This window comes from Gramella sp. MT6 (genome assembly GCF_019357415.1).
Taxonomy (GTDB): Bacteria; Bacteroidota; Bacteroidia; order Flavobacteriales; family Flavobacteriaceae; genus Christiangramia.
The window spans coordinates 3,005,815-3,021,462 of the sequence record NZ_CP048410.1 but is presented as its reverse complement, the minus strand read 5'-3'; the positions used below and the strand labels follow the sequence as shown (position 1 = coordinate 3,021,462).

The window sequence follows — 15,648 nt, the reverse complement described above, 5'->3', positions numbered from 1 at the left end:
TTTAATCTACAAGGTCTTCCAGGATTTTGATCTGTTTCAGGGTTTTTTGGATCTTATCCCTATGCTCTTCCAGCATTTCTTTTACGGTAGGATTGAGAATATTCTTTTTAAGTTTTTCCTCATATTCCTTCAAGCTTGCTTTTTCACCTCTGATGCATTCTTCAAGAATGGATTCATCATTTTTCCTGGTTACAGAACTTTTAAAATCTATCCAGAAACGATGAAGGCTACCTAAGGTTGTACCGCTAGATTTTTCTTTAGGATGTTCATTTAACTGGTGAATGTATTTATCAATTTCGGTTGCGAAATGATTTCTTTGTACGGCCTGATCTTTTAGGAACTTCTTAAGATCGGGGTTCGTGGTATGTTCTAAAGCTTTTCTATAACCTTTTTCTGCATCATAATTCTTTTCCAGTAAATCTGTAAGAACTTGTACAAGGTTTTTATGACTTGCCTCTCTGGCCGATTCTCTTGTTGTTTTCATAACACTGAAAATTTATTTAATTATCTACTTAAAGATACTTCAAAAGTACAGGTTAACAGAACTTTACAGCTTTAAATTAGATGACCATTGTCATATTTTTACCGATTTTATTAAGCAGGTCATTATACAGAATAATCCCCATTTCAAATTGAGTAATTAAAGACTAGTTTTAAAATAATATTAGCCGTAATTCTTCCTTACTTCTATCTATTGAACCGTGGTATAATCATTTAAAACCAATAAAAATGCAAAGTTATTTGAAGTCTTCCGGGTTAAAAAGATCAGTGCTTATTTTACTACTAATATTTTTTAGTACATACACCTTTGCACAGGATGCTATGAAAAATGAGAATTCAGTGGCAATTAATTTAAAGGATGGTAACATCAAGTGGGGTGCCTGCCCAGACCTTATCCCTAATGGTTGCCAGGTTACGGTACTTAATGGTGATATAACCCTTAACAATGCTGATGTCCTTTTTAGATTTGAACCAAACACAGATATTCCAGAGCACTGGCATAATTCTGCAGAAAGAATGATCCTTTTACAGGGAGAATTAGAAGTCACCTATGAAGGAGAAGAAACCAGAATTCTGAAAGAGGGTTTTTATGCTTACGGTCCAGAGAAAAAGGCTCATAATGCTCGTTGTAGTGGGGGAGAGCCTTGTTTATTATTTGTGGCCTTTGAAAAGCCAGTTGATGCCTTTGCTGGGAAATCGAATTAATTTGCTTCAGAATAAATCCTTTTTTACCTAACTTAGAAGGAGCAATCATTAATTATATTTATGAAAAAGGTTCTAATTGGATTAGATTATAATCCAAAGTCAGAGAGAGTGACAAAAAAAGGATACGAACTTGCAAAGAAGCTAGGTGCCGAGGTTTGTCTTATCCATGTTTTGGCAGATGTAAGTTATTATGGGGTAAATTATCCTAATTTCATGGGGTATGAAGGTTTTAATGAAATGCAGGTAGACCTAAATGTTATTTCTGAACTCCGGGAAGTTGCTAAAAATTTTCTGGAAACGGCCGCCAAACACCTGGATGATCCCATGGTAACAACTCACCTTGCTGAAGGACCAACTTCAGCCGCGATTCTTGATTATGCCAATAAATGGAATGCAGATCTAATTGTGCTGGGAACTCATAGCCACTCAGTCCTGGAAAAGGTTTTAATGGGTACCACTGCAAGTAGAATTCTGGAAAAAACAAAGATTCCAGTATACCTTATTCCCGTCAAAAACGATTCAGACTAAAGGATTACAAATCCATAATTCCATTCTATAATCTTGTGTTAATCATTTGAAATACAAGGTATTATTGGTTATTTTCAAGAAGAGAAATAATTATAACCAATTAAAATTTAAAATTATGGGAATTGTAAAAGTGATCGAAGTGATCGCAACTTCTGAAAAGAGTTTTGATGATGCTACCAGAAATGCTGTTAAGGAAGCTGCAAAATCTATCAATAATATAAAATCTGTTTATATCAAAGAAATGAAAGCACAGGTGAACGGCGATGCGATAACTTCATACGCCGTGAATGCGAAAATTTCATTCGAAAAATCCAGCTAGGAATTTGTTCATTTTAGATGTCTCAGGTCAGTAAATTTACTGGCCTTTTTTATGAACTATATTATAGTTTTAACCTTTGTATATCAAACTATTGTGGTGTATTTCTTAACTTATATCTCCACATAAAAGTGGAAGAGAGGATCATTAAAACATAGAAATCGCCGCAAAGTTAATGGATGATGCTTCTGCGCTTTAATTTAAAGGCCTAAAGATCATTAGAATAAATATTATTGGAGTTAAATAAATTTTTAAATCAGTATTGTTTTGGAGGAAAACAGAATATTTTTGATAGGAGCTTCAGCAGGAGGGAGGGTTGCTGTAGAAAAAGTTTTAAAATCAATCTCTCCGGAAATCAATGCATCTTTTCTGGTCGTTGTTCACTCCTCTTTCGATATGATCTCCAGTTTTTCAGAATATCTTAATAGAAAAATCCAGATGGAAGTTCTGGATTCTAAAGAAAATATGAATATTGAAAAAGGTAAAGTATATGTTGCTGTTCCTAACCAGCACATGGTTATTCATGAGGGTAAACTCAGGAACTCTAATGGGCCAAGAGAAAATCTTTTCAGGCCTTCTATAGATGTTTTATTCAGATCTGCGGCAGTAGCTTTTGGTAATCGATGTGTAGGTATATTACTTTCAGGAAGGTTGAATGATGGTACTGTTGGCCTGGAAGCAGTAAAAAGATGCGGCGGAAAGACCATTATTCAGGAGCCGAAATCTGCAGAGTTTGCAGGAATGGCAATATCTGCTCAAAAATTTGTAGAAATAGATTATACTTTACAAGTAGAAGAAATAGGCGAATTAATTGAGGAATTAACCGAAAAGCCTCTGCCGCAGGAAGTAGAAATTCCCTACACCATTAAAAGAGAATCTGAAATTGCAACAAAAATCAGAAGCCAGGTTAAGACGGAAGATTTTCTTGGTGAAAAAGTAGCTTTAAGTTGTGCGAGTTGTGGCGGACCATTATGGAAAATTAAGGATACAGGAATCGAAAGATATCGCTGTCACGTTGGACATTCCTTTTCGCAAGAATCTTTATTACTGGCTCAGAATGAAAATCTGGAGGAAACCTTATGGGTTTGTTTAAGAACTTTAGAAGAGAAAAAAGTCCTTATGCTTAATATAGCCGACAGCTTTAAAACAAAGGGTTCAGATCAAATTTCCCGTTCATATTCAGATAAGATCAAAGAGGTAGACGAGCACATAAACAGGTTAAGGGAGTTAATGGACATTAGAGATTAAAAATTCATTTCTTAATCAAAACCGGTAAATATCTATTATCGTTTTATCCAATAATTCCTCTTATAAATTGAATTTTGATTCTCCTTATCTATAACTAAAAGTCTTTTCTAAAACTGTATTACATTCTTTCCGACAGATTTACCTGACTCCTGTAGCTTATGCACCTTTTTAAAAGTTTCAGAATTTAAACCTTCAAACTTTTTATTCATCGTAGAAAATATTTTCTTCTCTTCTACAAGATCTTTTATGCGCTGTAGTATTTTTTGCTGAGCAATCATATCTTCGGTCTCAAACATGCTTCTTGTAAACATTAGTTCCCAGTGAAAACTTACACTTTTACTTTTTAAAGCATTAAGGTCTACATTTTCAGTAGTGTTGACTACACAACAAATTCCACCCTGTGGTGCGATTAATTCAGCCATGGCGTCCCAGGTTCCGGAAGTATCGGCAAAATTTAAAATATAATCCACGTTTTTGTAACCAGACATTTGGTCCAATAGGTCATGATGGTCAACAATATCATCGGCTCCCATTTTCTCACACCAGTTCCTGGTCACATCCCTGGAGGCGGTGGCAATAACTTTTAATTTCGTCAATTTCTTTAATATTTGGATCGCAATCGAACCAACTCCACCGGCACCTCCAATAATTAAAATATTTTTTCCCTGTCCGGAATTCTCTTTGATCCTCAATCTGTCAAAAATAGATTCCCAAGCTGTAAGAGCAGTAAGTGGCAAGGCAGCGGCTTCCGTCCAATCAAGGTTTTTAGGTTTGTGACTAACGATCCTTTCATCTATAATCTGGAATTCGGAATAGCATCCAGACCGGGTTATATCTCCGGAATAAAATACTTCGTCCCCTGGTTTAAAATGAGTAACCCCTTCACCAATAGATTCAACAATTCCCGCGGCATCCCATCCTATGATCTTAGGATTGTCCAGTTCTTCATCTTTTGCAGCACTCTGCCGCACCTTATAATCTACAGGATTAACCGAAATTGCTTTGATCTTCACCAGTAGATCACGTTTTTCTGGAGAAGGTTTATCCGTTTCGAACTCAAAAAGACTTTGATCCTGGTCTATTGGTAGTGATTTTTTAAAACCTATCGCTTTCATGTTTTTCTTTTCAAATTACTAGTCATTATTGACATTTCAATTCTACAGGTCATAAACTTTTGCTAAAATCCAGTAGTTATTGATTGCTTCTTCTGCAGTGGTTAAATTTGACTAACGGTAAAAAAGTATATTATGAAAATAGGGTTTATAGGTTTAGGAATTATGGGTAGCCGTATGGCATTTAATCTTTTAAATGCTGGTTATGATCTAAAGGTTTATAACCGCACTAAAGAAAAAGCAGAAGAACTTCTTAATAATGGTGCTCATTGGGCAGATTCCGCCAAAGAAGCAGGGGAGGGAGTTGATATACTATTTTCTATGTTGGAAAAACCGGCGGTCGTAGAAGAAATGGCAACTGGTTCAGAAGGATTTTTATCAGGAATGCAAAAGGATGCTCTCTGGATAGATTGCAGTACGGTGAATCCTTCCTTCAGTGAACGGATGTCCAATCTCGCAATAAAAACAGGTATACGATTTATGGATGTGCCTGTTTCGGGTTCAAAAGTTCCTGCGGAAGAAGGTGAATTGCTTTTTCTGGCAGGTGGCACAAAAGAAGATTTTGAAGAAGCTAAACCTTTATTTTTAAAAATGGGTAAAGATGCAGTACATATAGGTCCAGCTGGGAAAGGTTCAGCCATGAAGATCATGATAAATCAATTATTAGGACAAAGTATTCTGGCGTTTTCCGAAAGCCTCAATTTGGGAATGGCCATGGGGATTGATAAAAAGACCGGGATGGACATTTTACTTAAAACACCCGTAACGGCGCCAATTCTTGATGTTTTCAGGTCCAGGATAGAGAATAATGATTATGAGCCTAATTTCCCTTTGAAACACCTTCAAAAGGATCTTCATTTGTTCACAGAAACTGCCTATGAATTGGGGCAACCAAGTCCTTTGACTAGCACTGCAGAAGAGATATATGGTTTGGCTAAACATAAAAATATGGCCGATCTTGATTTTACAGCAGTATTCAAGTATTTGCATGAAAAAGAATAATTTTAGGAAGTCTCAGCTTTAAATCTTTTATTATCGGATTCCTATGACTATCTTTACCAAAATTTTGATGCAGGCTGAGATCAGCCATTGCTCTCTCTGAATTAAACCTTCAAAAGATAATCTTACACATTAAATTTTTCTGGTATTCGTTTAGTTGGTTCAAAGCATTGAAGTTGGAAAACGAATAGTAATTAAAATTTAGTGAATGGCAAGATCCGGACAAACCCAAAACAAACGAGAAAAAGAGAAAAAGAAGCTTAAGAAACGTAAAGAGAAGGAAGCTAAAAAGCAGGAGAGAAAAGAAAATTCTAACAAAGGAGCATCATTTGAAGATATGATCGCCTATGTAGATGCAGATGGGAATCTTACAGATACTCCGCCAGATCCATCTCAAAAGGTAGAAGTAGACGCAGAAGATATTGAGATCGCTATACCTAAGAAAGAGGATAGGGATTATGAAGAACCTGTAACCGATACCGAAGGAAAAGTTTCCTTTTTTGACCATTCTAAAGGTTTTGGATTCATTATTGGGAAAACAACCGGTGAAAAATATTTTGTCCATGTAAGCGGTCTCATAGATGAGATCGAAGAGAACGACAAGGTAAGTTTCGAATTAGAACAGGGAATGAAAGGTCTTAACGCTGTTAGGGTTAAAAGGATCTAAAATCTCTTTAGGCTTGATTCTAAGCCTTATACTACTACACAAATTATCCTGAATTGTAATTTATTGAAAATTAATTGGTTATTGTGGTGTGCATCGGATATTTAAATGTACATTTGCCATGTTAAATAATTTAGTTTTCTTCACTTTAGTAAATCCGTTCAGGATATTCCAAGTTTTAGTCACTTCAGTATTTAGACAGTAATTAAAAACAGTACCAGTATCAACAATCCAAAATTTGCCCAGAAACGGGCTTCAGAATTTTCCAAGACTCTTAGGAGCCGTGTAAATTCATATTTCAAAACTAATCAAATTAGTAAGCATGCTAATGGCAGTATGATCGTTAAAACGATTTTAATGTTATTGGTGTTCATTACTCCTTTAGTGATTATCAATACTGGGATAGTTTCCAGTGTATGGTTGATCTTTGCTTTATATATAACCAGTGGTTTTGGGATGGCTGGAATTGGAATGGGCATCATGCATGATGCGATCCATAATTCTTACTCTAAAAATCAAAAAGTAAATCAATACTTAGGATATACTTTGAACCTGATTGGAGCAAATGCAAGTATCTGGAAAATACAGCATAATGTACTTCATCATACCTTCACTAATATAGAAGAGGCAGATGATGATATAAATCCTCCATTCTTTTTAAGATTTACACCACATACCAAAAGGTATATGATCCATAAATTCCAACATATCTATTCCTGGTTCTTCTATGGTCTGTCTACAGTATCATGGGTTACTGCGAAAGATTTTATTAGAATGGCACGATTTAAAAAAATGGGATTCTTTAAAGGAGGAAAAGCTTTTAATAAAGAGCTGGCTAAGGTTATTGGATGGAAAGTCGTTTCTTTTGGATTCGTATTAGTACTGCCAATTATTATGGCTCCTGTAGCGTGGTGGATAGTAGTGCTTGCATTTATTAGTATGCATTTTGTAACTGGACTTCTTATCACAACTGTATTTCAGCTGGCGCATATAGTACCTACCACCGAATATCCTTTGCCAAATGAAGAAGGAATAGTAGAAGGGGACTGGGCGAGTCATCAACTTTTTACAACAAGTAATTTTTCACCAAAAAGCAGGTTATTTTCCTGGTTCATTGGAGGATTAAATTACCAGATAGAACATCATTTATTACCAAATATCTGTCATGTTCATTATAGAAAAATATCACATATCGTAGCACAAACCGCAAAAGAATACGGTTTGCCTTACCATAATAAACACAGCTTTGTCTCGGCAGTTGGAGAGCATTTCAAAATGCTTCGCCAGTTAGGAAGGATGGATAATCTTAGAGCAGGTTAATAATATAGATTGGATGTCGTACGATCTTTAAACAAAGACGGCAATTTTATAAATAATAACAAGTATAGTAATGCAAGAAGGTAAAGTAAAGTTTTTCAATAATACCAAAGGATTTGGTTTTATTAAAGCTGACGATTCAAACGAGGACATCTTTGTACACTCAAGTGGTCTAATCGACGAAATTCGTGAAGACGATAGAGTACAGTTCGAAGTTGAGCAAGGTAAAAAAGGCCTTAACGCCGTAAACGTTGAAGTAATTGACTAATTATTTTCAGTTTTCTTTAGAGATCTGTTAATGATGAAGATTGTATGTCGTACGATCTCTAAACAAGCACGGCAAATTTGTAACAATTAATAAGTATAGTAATGCAAGAAGGTAAAGTAAAGTTTTTCAATAATACCAAAGGATTTGGTTTTATTAAAGCTGACGATTCAAACGAAGACATCTTTGTACACTCAAGTGGTCTAATCGACGAAATTCGTGAAGATGACAGAGTTCAGTTCGAAGTAGAGCAAGGCAAAAAAGGCCTTAACGCTGTGAACGTAGAAGTTATAGACTAATTATTTTAGAACACCTTTAAGGAGTTTAGAAATAATCCAGATCGATCGTCGCATGATCTATAAATAAAGCGGCAAATTTATAACAATTAATAAGTACAGTAATGCAAGAAGGTAAAGTAAAGTTTTTCAACAATACAAAAGGATTTGGTTTTATTCAGGCTGAAGGATCTAACGAAGATATCTTCGTACACTCAAGTGGTCTAATTGACGATATCCGTGAAGACGATAAAGTTCAGTTCGAAACTGAGCAAGGAAAAAAAGGATTAAACGCAATTAACGTTGAGCTTATCGACTAATTAGTTGATCCCTTTTTAAAAGTTAAAGCCATCTGAAAAGATGGCTTTTTTTTATTTTCGGAATTCTGTATTTATTGATAATAAGCCAACCAGAAAAATTTTAAGTAAGTATTACAGATCAACCAACTTAGTTAAGACAGTAGAAACTTTTAAATTCATTATGAGGAAAGTTTCAAACACAGTACTAAAGATTTCAATTTTGGATCCTCTTCATCCCTAAAATTAATTTTGCAAGAATTAGGTTTATCTAAAAATAAAACAAGGGTTTTTGAATTCTTTAATAGAAAGTCGCTAAAAAGTTTCGGATATTGCTGATACTATACCAGAAAACCAACCACATGATAACCAAAAAAAAACTGCTGCTTTACGGCACAGCTCTAATTTTAGGCACATATTTTTTATTTCTTGGCCTTACCAAAGCTAAAGGGTTTTTTGCGCCCTTATTAACGGCTGTTATTTTAAGTCTAGTGGTATTACCTCTTTCACAATTAATGGAAAAGAAAATGAAAAGGCCACTGGCTGCCATTTTAAATAGCCTGATCCTTTTTATTATTTCTGTAGGACTTATGGCTCTGGTGTCATATCAAATAAGGTCTTTTGCAGAAGACTGGCCACAGATCGAGGAAACCATGACTCCTAAGATCGAACAATTTAAGGCCTTCGCCTTAAAACACACGCCGTTGGATCAGGAAGATATTAAGGAAGCGAAGAATAATTCTTCTGAAATGGGTTCCGGGACCGGGGATAGGATAAAAGCATTCATGAGTGGGCTTTCCAGCTTTCTAGCCAATTATCTGCTAACTTTTGTATATGTATTCTTCCTTCTAAATTACCGGCAAATTTTCAAGGATTTTCTAATGAGGATGTTTCCAGACGAGGAACGCGATACAGTAAAAACCATAATTACGAAATCGGCTAAAGTAGCTCCCCAATATTTACTCGGAAAACTAATCTTAATGGGCTTGCTTGCAGTTCTATACTCCATAGGCCTTGGAATTTCAGGAGTTAACAATTTTATCCTGGTGAGTGTGATAGCTGCAGTATTAACGCTCATTCCATATGTTGGTAATGTGATTGGGTTCACGATGGCAGTGGCATTTGGATTTCTTACTTCAGGTGATACTACCGTATTAATTGGGATTGCACTTACTTTTACCGTAACCCAATTTGTAGAAAGTTATGTTTTGCAACCCTATGTAGTAGGGGAAAGGGTAGATGTACATCCATTCTTTGTAATTGTAGCCGTTATTCTGGGAAATATGGTTTGGGGAATTATAGGAATGATCCTGGCAATCCCTATCATGGGAATAGTTACGGTTGTTCTTTTGAATATCAATGAATTAAAACCGTTCGGTATTTTATTCAGTAAAAAGGAATTTTCCGAATAGAACACTTTCAATTTATCTTTGATTAAAAACCTGGGAAAAAAACATACAAGTTTTTAGGCTTATGCTTATCTTTATTAAGCAGTTCCTGCATTTTTCATCTCCCATTCTATTTTGATCTTTATTTCCTGCTTGATACTAATTTAAAAACAGCCGGAAATGAAAGTATATGATGATAAGCACATTAAAAATGTGGTCTTTGTAGGTGCCCATAACAGTGGCAAGACCACCCTGGCCGAAACCATGTTATTCGAAGCTAACCTCATTAATAGGAGAGGAAGTGTAGAGAATAAGAACACAGTTTCAGATTATCACGAAATTGAACAGGAGAAAGGGAATTCTGTTTATGCAACTCCTTTGCATACCGAATGGCGGAACTATAAGATCAATATAATCGATACACCTGGTCTCGATGATTTTATAGGAGAAGTTATAAGCTCAATTAAAGTCGCAGATACCATATTGACCATTATCAATGGGCAACAAGGAGTGGAAGTGGGCACAGAGATCATCTGGAACTATATAGACCGGTATCGCAAGCCAACCTTATTCGTTATTAATCAAATAGACCATCCGGCCTTCAATTTTGAAGAAAGTTTAAAAAGCATTTCTAATCTGGTTGGAAATAATACCGTTCAGATTCAGTATCCGGTGATGATAGATGGAGCACATTGTATCATCGATATTTTGAAAATGAGGATGTATAAATTTCCGCCGCAAGGAGGAAAGCCCGAAAAGTTAGAGATACCAAAAGATCAAAAAGAGAAGGCAGATTTCTTACATAACGAGCTGGTGGAAAAAGCTGCTGAAAATGATGAAGAGCTTATGGAGCTATTTTTCGATAAGGGCAGCCTCGATGAAAATGAAATGAGAAAAGGGATAAAAGCCGGGATGATGAATCATGAGTTATTCCCGGTTTTTTGTGTATCTGCACTTAATGATATGGGCAGCGGAAGGTTGATGGGGTTCATAGATAATGTAGCACCGGCAGCTACAGATATGGATGCGGAGCAAAGTATGGATGGAAAAGAATTAATTCCTGAAAAAGAGGCCCCAACAGCATTATTCGTTTTTAAAACAGTTCATCAGCCTAATTTGGGTCAGGTTACTTTTTTCAAAGTTAAAAGAGGAGAAGTTAAATTGAATGATAAACTGGTCAATTCCCGTACCGGGGAAACTGAAACTTTGAACCAGCTTTTTATCATGGATGGAAAAGAGCGTATTCCTGTTTCAAGGCTTACCGTTGGCGATATTGGAGCCACCTTGAAATTGAAAGATACCGAAACCAATGACACCTTATCTGAAGTAGGGAGTGAGTTATCTATTAAACCTATTAAATATCCACAACCCAGGTATCACAAGGCTATTTCTGCTATAAATAATAAAGATGAGGAGAAATTAAGTGAAGCTTTGAAGAAGATCCATAGTCAGGATCCAACTGTAGAGATATCCTATTCCAAAGAGGGAAGACAGTTGATCATAGCCTGCCAGGGTGAGCTTCATTTGGCGATATTGGAATGGATTTTACTTAATATTTACGGAGTTGAAGTAAGTTTTCAAAAGCCGAAAATAGCCTTCAGAGAAACTATTCAACGCTCTGCCAATGCAAATTACAGGCATAAAAAGCAATCTGGAGGCTCGGGTCAATTCGCTCAGGTACACATGAAGATTGAACCATGGTTCGAAGGTATTACTGAGCCTGAAGGCTTTAATATAAGAGGAAAAGAAGAGATAGACCTTCCATGGGGCGGAAAACTGGTATTTTATAATTGTATTGTTGGAGGTGCGATAGATCAGCGATATTTACCATCTATTCTGAAAGGAATTCTTGAAGTAATGGAGGAGGGGCCTTTAACGGGTTCTTATTGTCGTGACGTTCGGGTTATGGTTTATGATGGCAAAATGCATTCGGTAGATTCCAACGATATTTCCTTCAAGATCGCGGGAGCACATGCATTTAAAGAAGCTTTTCTCCATGCAAATCCAAAACTATTAGAGCCAACTGTAGAACTAACAGTAAAAGTACCCGAAGAAATGGTTGGGAATGTAATGACAGATTTACAATCAAGGCGGGCAATAATACAGGGAATTGAAAGTGATGGTAATTACCAGGTCTTGAAATGTGTAGCTCCAGAGGCAGAACTTCATGGCTATTCTACAGATCTAAGGTCCCTCACGCAGGGAAGGGCGACTTTCACCTCTATTTTTTCATCATATCAACCAGTTCCGGTAAATGTCCAGAAAGAATTAGTTAATCTTGAAATTTAATAGCAAACTTCATGTTTACAAATGTATTTTTCTGATAATAAGCAATTTATAATGAATTAAGGATGTTATCACTGAAATTTACTCTAATTTTATAAGTGATTGATTATTAGATGGTAACTCATTTCGATTTCATTTGTTAAGGTGACAATTAAACTGAGGGCCTTCCCGTAAATATTAACCAACCTAAACTAAATTCTATGAGTACTGCAGTGATCATTACCGTAAGTTTGAAAAATTCAGATAGTAATCCGCCAAAGCTTAAACTAAAAGATTCCGTGGGAGATTCCGGAGACAATCAAATGAATACTAATGTAGAACTTGGCGCAAATGTTACCTGGGTTCCAGATCTAACTAGCGGGATACAAAGTATTGAGATCGTTGAAAAAACAGGCGAGACCAGTATTTTTTCTTCTTCTCCTCATTCTACAGGTAACGGCAACTATGAAGGTACAATTGTATCCCAGAAACCAACGAAAGGTGGTAAAACCATTGATAGCGAAGATTATTCAATAATCTTTACCATAGATGGGGATAGCGAGACCTATACCGATGATCCCAAGCTCTCTATTAAAAACTAATTCAAATATGTTTTGCATGCTTAAAGCCTATTCCCTAACAATAGGCTTGTTTTGTATTTTGGGCATTTCTGTCTATGCGCAGGATCAAAAACAAGCTGATAGTCTCATTTTAATATATGAAAAAGGGACAAATAATGACCTTGAGGTTTTAAAACAAATTGCTGAATATGAAACCGATCCTCAAAAAGCAATTATTTACTCAGATATTCTTATAACGAAAGCTTTAAAAGAAGCCAGCAATCAATATGCTCATTCCGGATATCTGCAAAAGGGTTATCATCTGCAGTCATTGGGTAATTATACCGAAGCACTCAAAGCTTTCTTTAAAAGCGAAGAACAGGCGGTTTTAGCCGGAGATGAACTAGGTAAATCTGCAGTTTTAATTTCTATAGCTGACACCTATTCAGAAATGGGGAATTCAAAGAATGCGAAATCCTATTATAAAAGGGGCTTAAGAGAAGTTAGAGAGATCAATGACTCTATGGTTCTTGCTACAACCCTTCTAAATGCAGGAGATGAATATTTAAAAACAAAACAGTATGATAGCGCACTGATATACTTCGAAGAGTCTGGTTTGATCTTCAAAGAACTAAATGTCCCAATTGGCCTTGCTTACAATTATGGAAATTCAGGAATGGTATATGCAGAGCAGGGAAAAGATGAGCTGGCAGAGAAAAGAATCTCTGAAGCGATCGATATCTTAAAAAAACTGGAGGATTATTCTCCAATATCGGTTTATCTCAATTATATGTCTGATATCTATTTCAGGAAAAATAAATTAGATAAGGCATTCTCATACGCCGAACAAAGTCTTGGTCTCGCAGAGCGATATAATTTAAAAAAGCAGATAAGCGAAGCTCATCTTCAGTTATCCGAGCTCAATAAAAATAGGGGAGATTATAAAAATGCCTTTAATAACTATGAGAACTTTGTTCTTTACAGGGATAGTATCAATAACCTCGAAACTGTGCAGGAAATGGCCCGTTTAAGAACAGATTACGAAGTTTCTCAGAAACAGGTTCAGCTGGACCTGGTAGAACAACAAAGAAAAACTCAGAAAGCCGTTTTAATTGGTATTGCTATTGCCTTATTACTTATTGCAATTCTGGCTATTGGACTTTTCAGGCGCAATAAATTCATATCCAGGACCAAAGCGATCATAGAAAAAGAGAAAAACCGGTCAGAAAAATTATTGTTGAATATTCTACCTAAAGACACAGCTATGGAATTAAGGGATTCTGGAAAAGTGGTAGCGAAAAAATTTGACTCCGTAAGTGTTCTATTTGGCGATTTTGTAGGTTTTACCAGCTATTCAGAAAGGCTTAGTCCAGAAGAAGTTGTAGATTCGGTAGATTTTTATTTTTCAAAATTCGATGAGATCGTTGAGAAATATGGCCTTGAAAAAATAAAGACCCTTGGCGATTGTTATATGTGCGCTGGTGGATTACCGTTTCCTTCTCAAGACCACGCTCAAAGAATTGTGATGGCTGCATTCGAAATGACAGAATTTGTTAGATCCTCCAAAGCAAGGTCTGAAATTGAATATAAAGAATTAAATTTTGATCTCAAAATTGGCATTAATTCGGGACCAGTAGTGGCCGGAGTAGTGGGGACCAAGAAATTTGCCTATGACATTTGGGGAGATACTGTAAATATCGCTTCCAGAATGGAGTCGCATTCAGAACCAGGAAAGATCAACATTTCAGAGAAAACCTGTGAGCTAATAGATAGAGATTTTGAATGCGAATACAGGGGGGAATTTGAAGTCAAGAACAAGGGCTTTATGAAAATGTATTTTGTGAAAAAAGCAAATGAAGATTATCTCAGGAAATTTAAAGAATTATCATCTAATAAGATGCAAACTGAACATTCATTAGCCAATAATATATAAATATCTTAACCTAAATTCCTTTTTAGCACTTTCTCAAAACACCGGCTATTTTCCATTTGATCATAAGGGGCATAATTCCGAGTAAGTTTATAATTATTTCTTTGGTAAAGACCAATAGCTTCTGTTTGCCTGGTGCCTGTTTCGAGTATACATTTTTCATAACCTAATTCCAGTGCCCAAAGCTCTAATATTCGAAGTATTTTGCTGGCATAACCTTTATTGCGTTCTTCAGGTTTCACATACATTCTTTTAATTTCCATGACGCCTTCTGTATATTCCTTGATCGCTCCGCAGGCTACCGGATCCTTTTCCTTGTATAGAACTACTACATGCTTTATCCTGTCCAGTTTATTGAATTGATCATAGAAATCATGCTCATCACCATCTTTTACAGCAAGATATTCATCCAGTTCCTTCACCAGTTTTATAAAATCTGTATCGTCTGAGTTCGTTCTTTCTATCCTGATCATTTCTTCAATATTTTAATAGTGAATTTAGCAGATACTTTCTAGAAATTAAAGCCCGGTCAGCAGAAAATTAAATTTTATGATTTCATTGGCTGCTTAGGTTTCTTTGCTATCCTAGTTTTATACAAAATTATGATCATGAGAAGAGTTTCGATTTTATTGGTAGCATTACTAACGGTTGGATTGCTGAGCTGCCAGGAGAAAAAGGACACTAAGAAAGAGAAGAACGAAGTACCGGAAGTGGTTCAAAGGACTTTTCAGAATAAATATCCTGTAGAGAATGATCCAGACTGGGAAAAAGATGATCACGGCAACTGGGAATCACATTTCAAAATTGATGGCGAAAAATACAGAGCTGATTTTAATGCTGACGGATCCTGGATAGAAACCGAAAATAGCATTAAAAAAGAGAACCTTCCCGACGCTATTAAGAAAAAAATTGAAGAGGAATATCCCGATAGAAAAATTACCGAAGTCGAACACGTGAATAGTGCGAAAGAAGGCGAATTCTATGATGTGGAATTCAAACAGAAAGGGAAAAATATGGATGTTGTTTTCAAAGAAGATGGATCAGTAATGAAAATTGAAAGACAACGTAAAAATTAAAAATTGCATTGAAGATACTGATTTAAGGTATTTTGGAATAATAATTAAGGCTGTTTATTACTTTTAAGCGTATTGAAAGAAATGAACAGCTTTTTTATGCCCTAGCACCAGGCATTAATTCCCATTAATAATTTCCTTTTTCTCACTGAATGATAAATATCATTCAATATAAATCGGGTTACCTGTAACTTAAAGGTTCTAAA

At 35.8% G+C, this 15,648-nt stretch carries 18 protein-coding genes; 15 read left to right on the top strand and 3 right to left on the bottom strand.

The features are described from left to right. Position 1 precedes the first annotated feature (1 nt). Complete coding sequence (locus tag G3I01_RS13585; protein WP_219548748.1) at positions 2-484, bottom strand: PA2169 family four-helix-bundle protein; 483 nt, start codon at positions 482-484, stop codon at positions 2-4. A 245-nt stretch (positions 485-729) separates the two neighbouring features. Between G3I01_RS13585 and G3I01_RS13580 the strand changes: the two genes are divergently transcribed. The 4 genes from G3I01_RS13580 to G3I01_RS13565 all read left to right on the top strand — a co-directional run bounded on the left by G3I01_RS13580 (position 730) and on the right by G3I01_RS13565 (position 3,298). Next, entirely contained in the window at positions 730-1,206 is a 477-nt protein-coding gene (locus G3I01_RS13580) for a cupin domain-containing protein (protein WP_219548747.1), read from the top strand. Positions 1,207-1,266: 60 nt separating this feature from the next. Further along, entirely contained in the window at positions 1,267-1,734 is a 468-nt protein-coding gene (locus G3I01_RS13575) for a universal stress protein (protein WP_219548745.1), read from the top strand. Between the two features lie 115 nt (positions 1,735-1,849). Next, entirely contained in the window at positions 1,850-2,053 is a 204-nt protein-coding gene (locus tag G3I01_RS13570; protein WP_219548744.1) for a dodecin family protein, read from the top strand. 264 nt (positions 2,054-2,317) lie between these two features. Next, complete coding sequence (locus tag G3I01_RS13565) at positions 2,318-3,298, top strand: chemotaxis protein CheB (RefSeq protein WP_219548743.1); 981 nt, start codon at positions 2,318-2,320, stop codon at positions 3,296-3,298. Between the two features lie 107 nt (positions 3,299-3,405). Here G3I01_RS13565 and G3I01_RS13560 read toward each other — a convergent pair whose 3' ends face one another. After that, entirely contained in the window at positions 3,406-4,413 is a 1,008-nt protein-coding gene (locus tag G3I01_RS13560) for a zinc-binding alcohol dehydrogenase family protein (RefSeq protein ID WP_219548742.1), read from the bottom strand. A gap of 132 nt (positions 4,414-4,545) precedes the next feature. Between G3I01_RS13560 and G3I01_RS13555 the strand changes: the two genes are divergently transcribed. The 10 genes from G3I01_RS13555 (at position 4,546) to G3I01_RS13510 (ending at position 14,372) form a co-directional block, all read left to right on the top strand. Continuing rightward, positions 4,546-5,412, top strand: a complete 867-nt coding sequence (locus G3I01_RS13555; RefSeq protein WP_219548741.1) for an NAD(P)-dependent oxidoreductase — start codon at positions 4,546-4,548, stop codon at positions 5,410-5,412. A gap of 205 nt (positions 5,413-5,617) precedes the next feature. Continuing rightward, complete coding sequence (locus G3I01_RS13550) at positions 5,618-6,076, top strand: cold shock domain-containing protein (RefSeq protein ID WP_219548739.1); 459 nt, start codon at positions 5,618-5,620, stop codon at positions 6,074-6,076. Positions 6,077-6,430: 354 nt separating this feature from the next. Next, complete coding sequence (locus G3I01_RS13545) at positions 6,431-7,393, top strand: acyl-CoA desaturase (RefSeq protein ID WP_257710607.1); 963 nt, start codon at positions 6,431-6,433, stop codon at positions 7,391-7,393. A gap of 70 nt (positions 7,394-7,463) precedes the next feature. Continuing rightward, positions 7,464-7,658, top strand: coding sequence for a cold-shock protein (locus G3I01_RS13540; protein ID WP_011709462.1), 195 nt, complete (start codon positions 7,464-7,466; stop codon positions 7,656-7,658). Between the two features lie 101 nt (positions 7,659-7,759). After that, positions 7,760-7,954, top strand: coding sequence for a cold-shock protein (locus tag G3I01_RS13535; RefSeq protein ID WP_011709462.1), 195 nt, complete (start codon positions 7,760-7,762; stop codon positions 7,952-7,954). 101 nt (positions 7,955-8,055) lie between these two features. Then, complete coding sequence (locus G3I01_RS13530; RefSeq protein ID WP_026934381.1) at positions 8,056-8,250, top strand: cold-shock protein; 195 nt, start codon at positions 8,056-8,058, stop codon at positions 8,248-8,250. A 338-nt stretch (positions 8,251-8,588) separates the two neighbouring features. Then, positions 8,589-9,638 (top strand): AI-2E family transporter, encoded by a 1,050-nt coding sequence (locus G3I01_RS13525; RefSeq protein ID WP_219548737.1) that lies wholly within the window; start codon positions 8,589-8,591, stop codon positions 9,636-9,638. Positions 9,639-9,794: 156 nt separating this feature from the next. Continuing rightward, complete coding sequence (locus G3I01_RS13520; RefSeq protein WP_219548736.1) at positions 9,795-11,903, top strand: elongation factor G; 2,109 nt, start codon at positions 9,795-9,797, stop codon at positions 11,901-11,903. A 197-nt stretch (positions 11,904-12,100) separates the two neighbouring features. Next, positions 12,101-12,481: a hypothetical protein gene (locus G3I01_RS13515; protein WP_219548734.1), complete on the top strand. Its 381-nt coding sequence runs from the start codon at positions 12,101-12,103 to the stop codon at positions 12,479-12,481. 16 nt (positions 12,482-12,497) lie between these two features. Then, positions 12,498-14,372, top strand: coding sequence for an adenylate/guanylate cyclase domain-containing protein (locus tag G3I01_RS13510; RefSeq protein ID WP_257710604.1), 1,875 nt, complete (start codon positions 12,498-12,500; stop codon positions 14,370-14,372). Positions 14,373-14,377: 5 nt separating this feature from the next. Here the strand turns inward: G3I01_RS13510 and G3I01_RS13505 are convergent, their stop codons facing one another. Further along, positions 14,378-14,842, bottom strand: a complete 465-nt coding sequence (locus tag G3I01_RS13505; protein ID WP_219548732.1) for a GNAT family N-acetyltransferase — start codon at positions 14,840-14,842, stop codon at positions 14,378-14,380. Positions 14,843-14,977: 135 nt separating this feature from the next. On the opposite strand from G3I01_RS13505, the gene G3I01_RS13500 reads away from it, so the two are divergent. Beyond that, positions 14,978-15,445: a PepSY-like domain-containing protein gene (locus tag G3I01_RS13500; RefSeq protein WP_219548731.1), complete on the top strand. Its 468-nt coding sequence runs from the start codon at positions 14,978-14,980 to the stop codon at positions 15,443-15,445. Positions 15,446-15,648: the final 203 nt, after the last annotated feature.

What these genes read in the sequence shown, in the direction of transcription:
- G3I01_RS13585 (WP_219548748.1), bottom strand. Translation starts at nt 484, where the DNA reads ATGAAAACAACAAGAGAATCGGCCAGAGAGGCAAGTCATAAAAACCTT.
- G3I01_RS13580 (WP_219548747.1), top strand. Translation starts at nt 730, where the DNA reads ATGCAAAGTTATTTGAAGTCTTCCGGGTTAAAAAGATCAGTGCTTATT.
- G3I01_RS13575 (WP_219548745.1), top strand. Translation starts at nt 1,267, where the DNA reads ATGAAAAAGGTTCTAATTGGATTAGATTATAATCCAAAGTCAGAGAGA.
- G3I01_RS13570 (WP_219548744.1), top strand. Translation starts at nt 1,850, where the DNA reads ATGGGAATTGTAAAAGTGATCGAAGTGATCGCAACTTCTGAAAAGAGT.
- G3I01_RS13560 (WP_219548742.1), bottom strand. Translation starts at nt 4,413, where the DNA reads ATGAAAGCGATAGGTTTTAAAAAATCACTACCAATAGACCAGGATCAA.
- G3I01_RS13555 (WP_219548741.1), top strand. Translation starts at nt 4,546, where the DNA reads ATGAAAATAGGGTTTATAGGTTTAGGAATTATGGGTAGCCGTATGGCA.
- G3I01_RS13550 (WP_219548739.1), top strand. Translation starts at nt 5,618, where the DNA reads ATGGCAAGATCCGGACAAACCCAAAACAAACGAGAAAAAGAGAAAAAG.
- G3I01_RS13545 (WP_257710607.1), top strand. Translation starts at nt 6,431, where the DNA reads ATGTTATTGGTGTTCATTACTCCTTTAGTGATTATCAATACTGGGATA.
- G3I01_RS13540 (WP_011709462.1), top strand. Translation starts at nt 7,464, where the DNA reads ATGCAAGAAGGTAAAGTAAAGTTTTTCAATAATACCAAAGGATTTGGT.
- G3I01_RS13535 (WP_011709462.1), top strand. Translation starts at nt 7,760, where the DNA reads ATGCAAGAAGGTAAAGTAAAGTTTTTCAATAATACCAAAGGATTTGGT.
- G3I01_RS13530 (WP_026934381.1), top strand. Translation starts at nt 8,056, where the DNA reads ATGCAAGAAGGTAAAGTAAAGTTTTTCAACAATACAAAAGGATTTGGT.
- G3I01_RS13525 (WP_219548737.1), top strand. Translation starts at nt 8,589, where the DNA reads ATGATAACCAAAAAAAAACTGCTGCTTTACGGCACAGCTCTAATTTTA.
- G3I01_RS13520 (WP_219548736.1), top strand. Translation starts at nt 9,795, where the DNA reads ATGAAAGTATATGATGATAAGCACATTAAAAATGTGGTCTTTGTAGGT.
- G3I01_RS13515 (WP_219548734.1), top strand. Translation starts at nt 12,101, where the DNA reads ATGAGTACTGCAGTGATCATTACCGTAAGTTTGAAAAATTCAGATAGT.
- G3I01_RS13510 (WP_257710604.1), top strand. Translation starts at nt 12,498, where the DNA reads ATGCTTAAAGCCTATTCCCTAACAATAGGCTTGTTTTGTATTTTGGGC.
- G3I01_RS13505 (WP_219548732.1), bottom strand. Translation starts at nt 14,842, where the DNA reads ATGATCAGGATAGAAAGAACGAACTCAGACGATACAGATTTTATAAAA.
- G3I01_RS13500 (WP_219548731.1), top strand. Translation starts at nt 14,978, where the DNA reads ATGAGAAGAGTTTCGATTTTATTGGTAGCATTACTAACGGTTGGATTG.